11 protein-coding genes are annotated in these 13745 nt (G+C 48.0%); 2 read left to right on the top strand and 9 right to left on the bottom strand.

The annotated features are described in order from the left end of the window. Positions 1-56: 56 nt before the first annotated feature. Positions 57-251: a YjzD family protein gene (locus KNO75_RS00505; protein ID WP_074032676.1), complete on the bottom strand. Its 195-nt coding sequence runs from the start codon at positions 249-251 to the stop codon at positions 57-59. Between the two features lie 162 nt (positions 252-413). Here KNO75_RS00505 and KNO75_RS00500 point away from each other — a divergent pair, with 162 nt between their 5' ends. Then, the gene (locus KNO75_RS00500; RefSeq protein ID WP_214794469.1) at positions 414-1226 is read left to right on the top strand and encodes a Cof-type HAD-IIB family hydrolase; all 813 of its coding nucleotides are present in this window, start codon (positions 414-416) and stop codon (positions 1224-1226) included. A gap of 52 nt (positions 1227-1278) precedes the next feature. On the opposite strand, the gene KNO75_RS00495 is transcribed toward KNO75_RS00500, so the two are convergent. The 8 genes from KNO75_RS00495 to KNO75_RS00460 all read right to left on the bottom strand — a co-directional run bounded on the left by KNO75_RS00495 (position 1279) and on the right by KNO75_RS00460 (position 11509). Further along, a complete protein-coding gene (locus tag KNO75_RS00495; protein ID WP_074032674.1) occupies positions 1279-2127 on the bottom strand; it encodes a YitT family protein in 849 nt (282 codons plus the stop codon). A gap of 146 nt (positions 2128-2273) precedes the next feature. Continuing rightward, entirely contained in the window at positions 2274-4571 is a 2298-nt protein-coding gene (locus KNO75_RS00490; protein ID WP_214819251.1) for a glycoside hydrolase family 65 protein, read from the bottom strand. Between the two features lie 215 nt (positions 4572-4786). After that, the gene (locus KNO75_RS00485) at positions 4787-5197 is read right to left on the bottom strand and encodes a YflT domain-containing protein (RefSeq protein WP_214819249.1); all 411 of its coding nucleotides are present in this window, start codon (positions 5195-5197) and stop codon (positions 4787-4789) included. Between the two features lie 113 nt (positions 5198-5310). Continuing rightward, the gene (locus tag KNO75_RS00480) at positions 5311-6369 is read right to left on the bottom strand and encodes a LacI family DNA-binding transcriptional regulator (RefSeq protein ID WP_214789630.1); all 1059 of its coding nucleotides are present in this window, start codon (positions 6367-6369) and stop codon (positions 5311-5313) included. A gap of 55 nt (positions 6370-6424) precedes the next feature. Next, positions 6425-7927 carry an alpha-amylase family glycosyl hydrolase gene (locus KNO75_RS00475; RefSeq protein ID WP_214789632.1) on the bottom strand — a complete coding sequence of 501 codons (1503 nt, stop codon included), beginning with the start codon at positions 7925-7927 and terminating at the stop codon, positions 6425-6427. Positions 7928-7950: 23 nt separating this feature from the next. After that, positions 7951-8784, bottom strand: a complete 834-nt coding sequence (locus KNO75_RS00470) for a sugar ABC transporter permease (protein ID WP_214789634.1) — start codon at positions 8782-8784, stop codon at positions 7951-7953. Between the two features lies 1 nt (position 8785). Continuing rightward, the gene (locus KNO75_RS00465; protein ID WP_074032667.1) at positions 8786-10138 is read right to left on the bottom strand and encodes a sugar ABC transporter permease; all 1353 of its coding nucleotides are present in this window, start codon (positions 10136-10138) and stop codon (positions 8786-8788) included. A gap of 105 nt (positions 10139-10243) precedes the next feature. Beyond that, positions 10244-11509, bottom strand: coding sequence for an extracellular solute-binding protein (locus KNO75_RS00460; RefSeq protein WP_214819247.1), 1266 nt, complete (start codon positions 11507-11509; stop codon positions 10244-10246). 370 nt (positions 11510-11879) lie between these two features. Between KNO75_RS00460 and KNO75_RS00455 the strand changes: the two genes are divergently transcribed. Continuing rightward, positions 11880-13664 (top strand): glycoside hydrolase family 13 protein, encoded by a 1785-nt coding sequence (locus KNO75_RS00455; RefSeq protein ID WP_214819245.1) that lies wholly within the window; start codon positions 11880-11882, stop codon positions 13662-13664. Positions 13665-13745: the final 81 nt, after the last annotated feature.

Below are 13745 nucleotides of genomic sequence, written 5' to 3'. Positions count from 1 at the left end.
TGTTAGATAAAGAAAAAAGACTGACTCATGCACGAGTCAGTTTGATTGTAGACGGCTTACTTCTCTTGTGCAACGTCGCTGATTCCCATGTCTTGGTTTAAGACATCGAGAAGCGCAACGAAGATTGTGATGGCCACGCCAAATCCTGTCGCGAGCATCGCGTTGAACTCTACACCATCAACAGCAGAAATGATAAACACCGCTGTATTTGAGAGCACAATCGCCCAGATCAATGTCACTAAATAACGCATTGAACGTCCCCTCCATCTCACAGATGATTCGTAAAAATTCATACGACATTAGTATAGCATTGTTCGAATGGAATATGCGACTTCGATTGTATATTCTTTCCGTCAAATCAAAAAATGTGATACGGTCGTAGAAACATCATTGTGAAGAAAAGAGGATGACTGATGTCACGTTATTTAATCGCAGTTGATTTAGATGGAACGTTATTAAGAGATGATAAAACCATTAGTGAACGAAATCTCCGTGCCCTTCAAGCGGCACGTGAAGCTGGTCATGAAGTCATGATCGCGACAGGGCGTCCAAAGCGCCACTCCATCATGTACTATGAGCAGATGGGATTGACGACTCCGCTCGTCAACTTTAACGGTGCCCTCGTGCATCACCCGAAAGATGCGAATTACGCGGTCACACATCGCCCGATTCCACTCAAGACCGCACACGATATCATTGAAGAGGTCGCCGACACGAAAGCACATAACATCGTTGTCGAAGTGACGGACCACGTTTACTTCCAAAAGGACCCGCAAGAGTTCTACAGCCCGTATGCAGAACGTGCGCTCAGTGTCACGTCGGGTAACTTGTTGAAGCACTTGCAGGACGAGCCAACGTCACTATTGATTCATGCGACAGAAGAACACGTGGCGCACGTCCGCTCCCAACTCGACGACATTCATGCCGAGGCGGTATTGAATCGTCAGTGGCGTATGCCCGAGCACATGATCGAGGTCATGAGCAAAAATACGTCGAAGGCACTCGGACTCCAGGAAGTCTCGAAGCATTTAAACATCGATCGGAAGCAGATCATCGCGTTCGGTGATGAAGAGAACGACCTCGAGATGCTCGACTATGTCGGGACGGGCGTCGCGATGGGGAATGCCATCGACCAACTGAAAAACGTAGCCAACGAAGTGACGGCTTCGAACATGGACGACGGCATTGCCCTCTTCCTAGAAGAACGACTTGGAATCAAGGTATAAGGTATAACGAAAGCACCGACTAAAAAGTCGGTGCTTTTTGTGATTTATTCAATTAGCGACGGAACGTACCTTCGACGTCCTCTGTCGGCAAGATATTGATCCAAACCGATGGGTCCGCATCTTTGCAGATCCGTGTGATTTCACGCACCTCGTGTCGTTGCGCGACCATCATGAGCGTCGCCTTCTCGACTTTCGAGTACGTGCCGATTGCCGGCATGAGCGTGATTCCGCGGAACACGTGTTGATGCAATTCTTTCGTGACTTCATCCGGATGGTTCGTCACGATGAAGAGCGTCTGACGCTGCGTATTCGTGTAAATCTCATCGATTACTTTTGATGTCACATACAAGAAGACAATTGTGTAGAGCGCTGTCGGCCATCCGAACAAGGCACCTGCTGCGAGCGCGATCATCATGTTCATCAAGAAGAGGTAGACACCGACCGAGTTGTTCGTGAACTTCGCGAGAATCAACGCGACGATGTCAAAGCCTCCTGTCGAGGCCCCGTAACGAATCGTAATCCCTGATCCGATCGCCAAAAGCACACCGCCGAACACAGCGTTCAAGAGCGGGTCGTCCGAGAGGAGCTGCGATTGCGGAAGCATACGAATGAACAACGTGACCGAGGCGACACTGACAAGCGTATGGATCATCATATTCCGCCCGAGCATAAAATAACTAACGACGAGCAGTGGTGCGTTCAGAATAAAGAACCAGAGTCCTTCCCCTAGTTCAAACGGTGTACCAGCAAGTAGTGCCGTCAAGATTTGGGCAAGGCCCGTAAATCCTGTCGAATAGACACCGGCTGGAATTAAAAATAATGTCATGGATAAGGCAACGAACAATCCTCCGATGATTGAGACAACCCCGATTCGTGTATGTTCTTTAACGGCTTCCGTCAAGCTTCAACTCCCCTTTCTCAAAATAGCTAAGAATCAAGATAACATAGATTATTCATGCTGCATACAGCAAATATGCAGGAATTCCGATAAGTTTTTCATACGAAAACAAGCCGACTGAGGTCGGCTTGTTCGTACGAAGCAATTGGTCACGCTTTCACTGTTTCGATTGTAATCGATTCATTTGCAGGAACCGTTACTGCATTTCCATACACATGAAGTGTTACATCTGTACCACCTGTTTGTTTGATCGTCACTTGTTCACGCGATGATGTGACCGTCAAGTGATGACCACGCCAGAGCATGTTGAACGAGTAGCCGTTCCAGTCCTTCGGAATCATCGGGCTGAACGAGAGGTTATCCTCTTGAATGCGCATACCCGCGAACCCGTGAACAATTGACATCCATGAGCCGACCATCGATGTGATGTGCAAGCCGTCTTCTGTATCGTTGTTGTAGTTGTCGAGGTCGAGTCGTGCCGAACGTTGATACAATTCGACCGCCTTGTCCTCATAACCGACTTCTGCCGCAATGATTGAATAGACACATGGTGACAAGCTCGACTCATGAACCGTGCGTGGCTCATAGAAATCAAAGTTCGCACGTTTCTGCTCGATGGTGAAGCGATCACCGAACGTGTAGAGTCCTTGAAGTACGTCCGCTTGTTTGATGAAGTTCGAGCGGAGAATACGATCCCACGACCAGTTTTGGTTAAGTGGAAGATGTTTCGGATCGAGATCCTTCACTAAGATTTGCTCTTTATCCATGAAGCCATCCTGTTGCATAAAGACATCTGGCACGAGGTCATCTTTTGGATAGTACATCTTCGTCTGGATATCTGCCCACTTCGCGAGTTCAGAGTCCGTGATGCCGAGTGTCGACACGAGCTCTTCGAGACGTGCAGGCTCCGCTTCTTTCAAGTAGTTGTACACTTCTTGCGTATATTCGAGCGTCCACGCAGCAATCAAGTTCGTGTACCAGTTGTTGTTCACGTTGTTGTCGTATTCGTTCGGACCTGTGACGCCTAGGATCATATACACGTCTTTGTGTGGTACAAAGTTGACGCGGCTAGCCCAGTAACGCGAGATCTCGACCAATACTTCAAGCCCGTATTGTCCAAGGTACGACTTGTCGCCTGTGAAGTTCGTGTAGTTGAAGATGGCATGGGCAATCGCACCATTACGGTGAATCTCTTCATGCGTGATTTCCCACTCGTTGTGGCACTCTTCCCCGTTCATCGTGACCATCGGGTAAAGCGCACCTTCCATACCGACATTCTTCACAGCATTTTCTTTTGCCTGTGGTAACTGGTTGTGACGGTATTTGAGCAAGTTCCATGAGACCTCTGGTTTGGTCGTCGCCAAATAGAAGTGGAGGCAGTATGCTTCTGTATCCCAATACGTCGCACCACCATATTTCTCGCCCGTGAACCCTTTCGGTCCGATGTTGAGGCGTGAATCTTCGCCCGTGTACGTTTGGTACATGTTGAAGATGTTGAAACGAATCCCTTGTTGCGCTTCGATATCTCCATCGATTCGAACGTCCGCATCTTCCCAGCGTGCGAGCCATGCTTCCGTTTGTTCAGCGAGAAGCGTCTCGAAGCCTTTCTCAAATGCCGCTTCGACTCGTGTCATCCCTGCAGACTGAAGGTCGTCAATGGCGTGGTCGCGGTTCGTCACGACAGATACATATTTATAGGCTGTCGCTGTTTCGCCGGCAGTCGCACTGACCGTGAATTTGTTCGCTACGAAGAGGTCTGTCGCTTCGAGTACTTCGCAACGAGCACCTTCTACATCGGCAATCATCGACGCCGTGACGTGCCAATCGAGTTTTTTCGTTTTCGTTGTCACGAAACCAAATCGTTCTTCGATGCCACTGTCAACCGGGAGCCAGAACTTCTCATCATAGTTTGAATCTTCGTTGACGACATCGCCGTCTAAGTACGGAGTGAATTCGATTTCCGCTTCATAGTTCACCGGTGTGACATTGTAACGAATCGCCAACACTTCTTTGTCAACGATCGAGAAGAAACGGACGACCTCTACTTTTGTCTCTTCTGTACCATTCATCAATGTGAACGTCCGTGTGAGGATACCACGCTGCATATCCAATTCACGTGTAAAATCTTTCACGTCCCATTTCGCCAAATCGACCGGTGTACCGTTGATGACGACACGTAGACCGATGACGTTTGTCGCATTCAATACTTTGGCAAAGTATTCAGGATATCCGTTCTTCCACCAACCGACACGTGTTTTGTCTGGGTAATAGACGCCCGCCACATAGAATCCTTGGTGCGTATCATTCGAGTAATCTTCCTCAAAATTACCTCGCATCCCCATGTGCCCGTTACCGAGCGATGTGATCGATTCAGCAAGACGGTTTTCTTTCGGGTGAAGACCTTCTTCTGTTACTTTCCATTCATCGACTGCAAACAATCGTTTCATCTGTCTGCCACTCCTTTTTCTCTACAAGGCTACCTTCGACGGACAACAAGTTCGTGCAACCGTTTGTCTATGAAAGCGCTGTATTTAATCTCACCTTTCATTTTACACAACTGAAGAAAGAATGCAATCGTTTGCATAAAACTTTTTCTTTCTTTTTTTCGTCACATTTTTAGACAAAAAAGACTGCCTCTTGCAGAGTCAGTCTCATCCAAACTTCACTTATGCTTTTTTTCGCCCTCACCGAACGCCGCATTCGCCTCATGACCTTCGAATAGAGCGCTCCGACCATCATTGAACCCCGTATCTGGTTCATCGATCACGAGCGCATATCCACCTTGTTTAATCTGTTCGTGTGCCTGATTCACCTCATCATCTGAAATGCCTAAGTCACTCAGCGCTTGTTTCATATCTTTACCTTGTGTATCGTTTTGAAGGTTGTCTAACCAAGACGTGTCACCGTTTTCCACGCTTACGTTCGTCTCCCGTTTGAGCACGTGGACAGCGTCTTCTTGTTCGGTCACGACATATAATTCTCCTTCATCGTAGCCATTTTCATTCAGTTCGTTAATTTTAGAAAGCAAACTTTCTTTCGTATCATATGTTCCAACAAATCGTCTCTGACTCATCTCAATCCATCCTTTCGATTTATCCATTCGTGAGTGATGTTCCCCACTTCAAAATGATTCAATCAATCGGATATGCAAAAAACGACCTCGCTCTCGCGAGATCGTCTCAACAATCAGGAATTCGATTCTAATGTCTCGGTTACCTTGCTCTTCTTCTGGCCACACGATTGGCGGACGACCAAATAGTGCGGGACGATGACGCGCTTCCCGTAAGGTGGCGCATTATCGCTGATTTGTTCAATCAAGCAGTTCGTCGCCTCAAAACCGAGACCGAAAATGTTGATTTCGACCGATGTGAGTGGCGGGTTCGAGTGCTCCGCGATATAGACGTTGTTAAAACTGACGACGGCTACGTCCTCTGGGATTTTGAGCCCCATCTCACTCAATGTACTGATGACACCGAGTGCCATCATGTCATCACTGACGACGACCGCGGTTGGCGGCTCTTCATTTTGAAGCAACTCACGAACGGCCTTCGCCCCGCCTTTTGTCATGAATTCAGCCCGTGCGATATAGTCTTCACTTACTGGAATGCCAGCCTCCATGAGAGCCGTCGCGTATCCGTTACGGCGATCTTGCGTCACAGCGAGTTTGTCCGATCCCCCGATGAAGGCAATGCGACGGTGACCTAGATTATAGAGGTGCTTCGTCACTTCACGACCTGCCAAATAGTTGTCCGTATCGACGTACGTAATCGAAGAAGCGTCCCCGAACGGCTTCCCGACCACGACGAACGGAAACTTCGTTTGTCGTAAGTATTGGACGACTTGGTCGTCTTCACGTGAATAGAGGACGATGACACCGTCGACGCGGCGTCCTTGTACCATCTCGATGACACCCGACAACACTTCTTCCTCTGTCACACCGGTCGTCATATAGAGTGAATAACCATTTTGGTGCGCTTTCGTGCTGATTCCTCGTAGCACTTCTGGGAAGAATGGGTTTTGGAGAGTCTTTGTCGCCGCGCTCGGCATGACGAGACCAATCGACTGTGTCGAGCGGTTGGCGAGACTTCTCGCATGAATGTTTGGATGATAACCGAGCTCTTCCATCGAGCTTCTGACCCGTTCTTTTGTCTTTTGACTGATTCTTGGGCTGTTGGCGATGACGCGAGATACCGTCGACGGCGCGACGTTCGCATGCTTCGCAACATCTTTAATTGTGATTTGCATGGTGTTCCCCCCTGCTTCCGTGAATTCAATTCGTGCCTTTCGGCCATTCATATCTTTATTTGCGGCGCTTCCACATGACCAAACCTGTCAAGAAAATCGGAATCGTGACAACGAGTAAGCCCATCATCCACGGATTTACCGATGATTCCTCGACGATGTAAGCGTTCGCACTTTCACCAGATAGTTCAATTGTAAACGTTCCGCGTTGATCTGTGACCAGTTGTGAGAATAATAGACCGCGAAGTCTTGTATCTTCCCCGATTTCACTGACCTCGATCTCAATCTCTCGATCCTCACTGTTCATGTTGATCGCATATAATGCGACGTCATCTCCGTCTTTACGCTCAAAGACGGCCATCCCGTCTTCCGATGCAATCATGCGCTGTTCACCTGTCGCAAAGACCGGGTACTCCTCACGCATGCGGTTCATCGTTGCGACGTATTCATGTAACTCTTCATTTCCCGGGAATTCAGTCATCACTCGGTTCGCAGGATCGGCCCCGCCCGTCTGAGCATTCTCTGTTCCCTGGAAAACGATCGGCATACCCGGTGACGCATAAAGCGCGAACAACCCGAGGCGTAACCGTCGTTCCGCTGATTCCACACCACCGAGTTCGGCCATATGCATGAACCGTTCGACATCATGGTTATCGAGGAACGTCGCCATCTGGTTCGGGTCGTTGAAGAACGTTTCGGCATAGCTTGCGGCAACATCGATTTCATCAACGTTCGCCTGCTGTTGCGTCATCGTTTTCGAGACACGATCATAAAATGTAAAGTTCGTGATACTGTTGAACCCGAGGTCGTCATACTGCGCGACGTATTGTGGGTCCGGGTCAAACACTTCGGCGAGTAAGTAAAAGTCCGGATCGACCGACCGAACACCTTCGACAAAGTCTTTCCAGAACGCCTTATCGACGTGACGGACTGTGTCGAGGCGATAGCCATCGATATCGGTTTCTTCAATCCAATACTTTGCCGCATCAATCAAATACGATTTGACTTCCGGGTCTTCTGTTTTGAAGTCCGGTAAATCGAACAACCAATGCGTCTCGACCTGTTCTTGATCTTTCCAGAATACGATCGGCAGCTGTTCATGGAACCATTCCGGCTTTTCTTCCACCCACGGATGGTTTGGACCGACGTGGTTGACGACGAAGTCGAGAATAACTTTCATGTCTCGTTTGTGTGCCTCGTCGACGAGTTCCTGCAAATCCTCTTTCGTCCCGAATTGCGGGTCGATGTTATAAAAATCTTTAATCCAATACCCGTGATAGCCGTCTGGCATATTTTCAAAAACAGGTGTCAACCAAATCGATGTGAATCCGAGTGACTCGATATAATCGAGCTTCTCGATGACCCCACGGATGTCTCCGCCATGAAATGCTTTCGGGTCATCTTTGTCGACCTGCTCATTGTTATCCGGATTTCCGTCAACAAATCGGTCGACCATAATAAAATACATGCGTTCTTGTTCCCAAGTAGCAGCTTCCTTTGCACCGACGACGGTCGGAAACAAAAGAAGCGACAGGAGCACGAGCACGACGCCTCGCCTCATATCGCTTCCTCCTTTTACGAGTATTATCCTTTCGTACCACCCGCTGTAAGGCCAGAAACGAAGTAGCGTTGGAACATGAAGAACAAGATGACGATCGGAAGGGCTGAAAGAACCGCACCTGCCGCGAACAACGTGAAGTTGTTATCGAACTGTTTCGAAATCATGTTGTAAAGACCAACTGCCAATGTTTGTTTCTCTGGTGAACGAAGGACGAGCGATGCCAAGATAAAGTCGTTGAATGGTCCCATGAAGTTAAAGAGAGCAATCGTTGCGACAATCGGCTTCGCAAGTGGCAAAATGATTTGCCAGAAGATTCGGAGGTGACCTGCACCATCCATTCGAGCAGCTTCGTCAAGTTCTTTAGGAATCGTGTCGAAGTACCCTTTCGCCAAGTACGTGTTCATCGGAATCGCACCACCTGCGTAGAGCAAGATGAGCGCTGTATGTGTGTCAAGAAGGCCGAGCATGTTGAGCAATACATAAATCGCGATGATCGCAACGAACTGTGGCACCATTTGAAGGACGAGGAACAAGACGAGTGAGTTCTTACGTCCGACGAAACGATAGCGTGAGAAGACGTAACCAGTAATCGTCACCAAGACGACAGAGAGTGCCATCGTGATGAAAGCGATTTTCAACGTGTTCACATACCATAAACTATAATCCGAAATTGTTAGGTCGAACAAGTTTTTATAGTGAACAAACGTCGGGTTCGATGGAATAATCGTTGACGTGATCGTACGCCCTGGGTTGAACGATGTACCGACAACCCAAAGCATCGGATAGAGAATGATGATCGACGCAAGCGTCAAGATGACATACGAGATCGCCAAATTGATTCGTTTTTGTTTTTTCATATCAGATCATATCCTCGTCTTTGAAAGATTTTGTCCGACGGAATTGGATCACGGCAAGCGTCATGATGAAGAATGACAAGATAAGTGTGATCGCAGCCGCAAGTCCGTATTGCGGGTTGGCACCGAGAGACAATTTGTAAATCCAAGAAATCAAGATGTCGGTACCGCCGGCCGTTTGTCCAGGTACAGCAGGGCCACCGCCATTAAAGAGATAGATGATGTTAAAGTTGTTGAAGTTGAACGTGAACTGCGTGATCAAGATCGGTGCTGTTGCGAACAAGAGCATCGGCAATGTGATCAAGCGGAACTTATCAAAGATGGTTGCTCCGTCAATCGTCGCTGCTTCATATAAGTCACCAGGAATCGATTGAAGGACCCCTGTCATGAGCGTCATGATGAACGGGAATCCGAGCCACCATTGAATGAGAACGAGTGCTGTTCGTGTTGCTGTCGGATCGGTCATCCAGTTGACTGGGTCAAGACCGAGTGCCGGTAAGATCGTCGTATTGAACACCCCGAACGATTCGTTGAACATCGAACGGAAGATCAAGATCGTGATGAACGCCGGAACTGCCCAAGACAAAATTAAGATTGAGCGGAACAAGCGACGGAAACGTAGACCCTCTTGGTTCAAGAGCACCGCAAGGAAGATCCCGATTGCGATGACCCCTGTCGTTGAAGCGACCGTCCAGACAAGCGTCCAGCCGAGTACCCCGACGAACGTGTCACGGAAGATATCGATTTCAAAAATACGCGTGAAGTTCTCGAATCCGACCCATTCGACGAGTTTCGCTGGTGGTGCGTTGTTGTAGCGATAGTTCGTGAAGGCGATCAAGAACGTGAAGATCAATGGAAGAATAACTGTAAACACTAACAAAATGAGTGATGGGATTAACATTAAGTATGGGAATCCATGGTCACGCAAGTTGCGAAGTTGCATTTGGAACGATGGAAGGTTTAGATGCTGATCACGAGCGCGACCGACACGATAGGCGTCACGAATGTTCCAAACATAGAACGCGATTCCGAAGAAAAGTAAAATTAACGCGACAATCCCCTCGACCATCAAGAAGATGGAGTGGTCGTTACGAGGTCCTGGCACTTCACCAAGCGTGATCAATCCCCAAAGTCCTCCACGGTCACCTGGTCCGGCGCCCGCCCCTTTGAAAAATAGATCATAGTTTACGGCAAAATATGATACGACGACGATAAAGAACGCTACCGCTTTCGCGTATTGTTTATTGTATAACTGTCCGAGTCCCGGAATGATGGAAAGTAGTCCCGCGTTCCGAGCATGGTTTGTAGGCTTGTCCGGGCGTTGGTCCGGTGTTTTAGGGTTCGCAATTGCAGCCATCCTCAGTTTCTCCTTTCGATTTGAGCAAATCAATCAAGCAAACGTTTGCTCAATGCTAGAAAATGAGGGGGAACGCCATATGGCGCACCCCGTCATTTCAATTCCTTATTGGTTGTTTGCTTGGATTTGTTGTTCGATGACTTTTACTGCATCGTCTGCAGATTTTTGTGCATCTTGTTTACCAGTCGCTACAAGCTGAAGTGCTTGTGCCATTGGCTCCCAAACTTGTCCCATTTCAGGAATGTTCGGCATTGGGATTGCGTTTGTTGCTTGATCGAATACCGCTTTCGCAACTTCGTTCGACGTGATTGTCTCGTTCGACTCGAGTGCTGCTACTGGTGGGATCTCGTTGTACGCTTCAAACATTGCCAATGCGTTTTCTTCATTCGTCAACTCTTGAAGGAACATTTCAGCCCACTCTTGGTTTTCTGTGTAAGCTGAAAGGGCATATGTTTTCACACCCATGAACGTCTTGATTGGCTCACCGTTCGGAAGTGTTGGCATTGGAGCCGCTCCGAGGTTCACGCCTGCATCTGTGTAACCAGCTACAGCCCAAGGTCCGTTCATGACTGAATGAGCTTTCTTCTCAGTGAAGAGTTGGTCCATCGCCTGGCCGCCAGACTCACCGATCAATCCTTTAGGGAAGAGGCCTTCTTCGTACCATTTACCGATGTATTCGAATCCTTCAACTGCGCCTTCGTTGTTCAAACCGATGTCAGATGGGTCGAGTGCGCCACCGTCTTCTTTGAACACGTATCCGCCGAATCCAGCGACAACACCGTGAGCGAAGTAGAAGTTATCCCAAAGTGCGAGGAATCCATACTCACCATCAGCTTTCACATCGTTCGACAACTTGTAAAGGTCGTCCATTGATGCTGGAGCTTCAGACATCAAGTCTTTGTTGTACATGAGAACTGGTGTCTCAACTGATTTTGGATATCCGTAAGCTTGACCATCGAACATGACAGCTGATTTCGCAGCGTCTGTGAATGCATCAAGTGATCCTTCGTCAGCGATCGGTGTCAAGTGACCTTGGTCAGCGATTGTACCGATTTGGTCGTGTGGTACGAGAACGATGTCTGGACCTTTACCAGCTGGACCGTCAAGCGCGAGCTTGTCTTTTTGATCCGTCATCTGTACTTCGACGACTTCAACTTTTACGCCATGCTCTTCTTCGAACGCCTTCGCAACCTCTTTCGTTGTTTCAGACTTTTCGATGTCTTCCCAGATGACGATCTTTTCAGGTTTGTTCTCGCTTGAAGAACCACCTTCGTTAGAAGATCCGTTGTCTGTTCCGCCACCACATGCAGCAAGTGCACCGAATGCGAATACTGCTGTTGAAAGTCCTGCTACCATTTTTTTCATCTTCATGATGAAAAACCTCCCCAAGGAAATAGTATGGTCAGATTTGCGCAATCGCACGACCACGTCAATTTTAAAACTCCGCTACGAAATTGACATGGTAGTGAAAACGTTTGCATCCTCACCTCAATTTTTATTATACAGTTGTGAAAGCGTTTTACAAGTCTTTTTTTACACTTTTTTTACGTCTGTTGACCCATTTATGTAATTTATAAAATTTTGTTCTTAATTCCTCACTTTTTATGAGTTTCAGCAATTGACAAAATGTAAACGCTTTATTAACCTTTGCTTGAGCAAACGTTTTCGCAACACCTATTCTCTTTGATTCACAGTGTTGTAAAATGATGTCATCCCCTATAAAGAAAGGAATGTTTTCCTTATGATGAAAGAAGCGATTTATCATCGTGCCATGTCCCCGTTCGTTTACAAATATGATCGTGAGACGATCCACATTCGTTTCCATACGAAGCGTGGCGATATCGAATCGGTCGATTTGATTTGGAACGACCCATACGATTGGCATTCTGAAGACCCGGCGATGTGGAACTTTGATCCGGACAAACCGAGTTACTGGCGTACATACGAGACTCCAATGGAGAAAATCGGTTTTGACGACGCCTATGACTACTGGTTTATTGCAGTTAAGCCTCCATTCCGTCGCCTTCGCTACGGATTCCGTCTGAATGACGGACAAGAGACGGCCGTCTATACCGAAAAAGGATGGTTCGAGGAAAAACCACTCGATGATACGGGCTATTACTTCTGCGTCCCGTTCATCAATCCCGTTGATATCTTCCATGCACCTTCTTGGGTGAAAGATACGGTTTGGTATCAAATCTTCCCGGACCGCTTCGCAAATGGAGATGCTTCACTCAATCCAGAAGGCACGCTTCCATGGAACTCGACAGAGCCAACGATCACCAACTTCTTCGGCGGCGATTTCCAAGGGGTGATCGACCATATTGACCACTTGGTCGAGCTCGGCATTACCGGAGTCTATTTCTGTCCAATCTTTAAAGCGACGACGAACCATAAGTACGACACGCTCGACTATATGGAAATCGATCCACAGTTCGGGACGAAAGAGAAGTTCAAAGAGATGGTCGACCTCTTACACGACAATGGCATCAAAGTGATGCTCGACGCCGTCTTCAACCATATCGGATACCATCACCCGTGGTTCCAAGATGTCGTCGAGAACGGTCCGTCTTCTGAGTACCGCGACTGGTTCTATCTTCGCGACTTCCCGGTTGTCACAGAACCGAAGCCGAACTATGATACGTTCGCGTTCGAGAAGAACATGCCAAAGATTAATACGGAGCATCCAGAATTAAAAGCTTACTTATTAGATGTTGCCCGTTACTGGGTCGAAGAGTTCGGGATCGACGGGTGGCGTCTTGATGTCGCCAACGAAGTCGACCATGCGTTCTGGCGTGACTTCCGCAAGGCAGTTAAACAAGCGAACCCAGAAGCTTATATCCTCGGGGAAATCTGGCACGATTCGCAGCCTTGGCTACAAGGTGACCAGTTCGACGCTGTTATGAACTACCCGTTCACGAACGCGAGCTTGAACTATTTTGCGCTCGACCGGACGACCGCTTCTGAGTTCCGTAATGAATTGACGCGTGTCGAGATGATGAACACGATGAACGTCAACGAAGTCACGTTCAACTTGATTGACTCACACGACACACCACGTGCGTTGACTCGGGCGAAAGGTCATAAAGGAAAGTTCAAGCTTTTGATGACCTCGATGCTCACATATACTGGTAGCCCATGCATTTACTACGGAGACGAAATCGGACTCGAAGGCGAACAAGACCCAGGATGCCGTCGCTGTATGCCATGGGACGAATCCGTTGAAGACCGGAACCTCTTCCGCTACATCCAAAAGCTTATCCAGCTACGAAAAGACCATCCCGTGCTCGCGAACGCTGGCTCGTATCGTTTCAACTTGGTTGACGATGCCAACAACGCCGTCATCATCGAGCGATGCACGAAAGATGAGACGTACTTGGTCTACTTCAACAACTCGGACTCCACTTCGAAACTAAGTCCGCTCGGTTATCGTGGCGCCGCCTATGACTTGTTACACGACCGCGATCTCGAGTCACTCGAAATCGAACTGGCACCATTTAGTGCAGCTATTCTGAAATTGAAATAATTTCGAAAATCACCTGATTTCTTCGGGTGATTTTTTTGTTGAAAATAATTTAGCAAACCCCTATCTTTTTCATTTTATAAG

It is taken from the genome of Exiguobacterium sp. s35, assembly GCF_018617535.1.
In the GTDB taxonomy this organism is placed as follows: Bacteria; Bacillota; Bacilli; order Exiguobacteriales; family Exiguobacteriaceae; genus Exiguobacterium; species Exiguobacterium aestuarii.
Note: the sequence above shows the minus strand (reverse complement) of the source record. Positions and strands in the feature narration are given on the sequence as shown.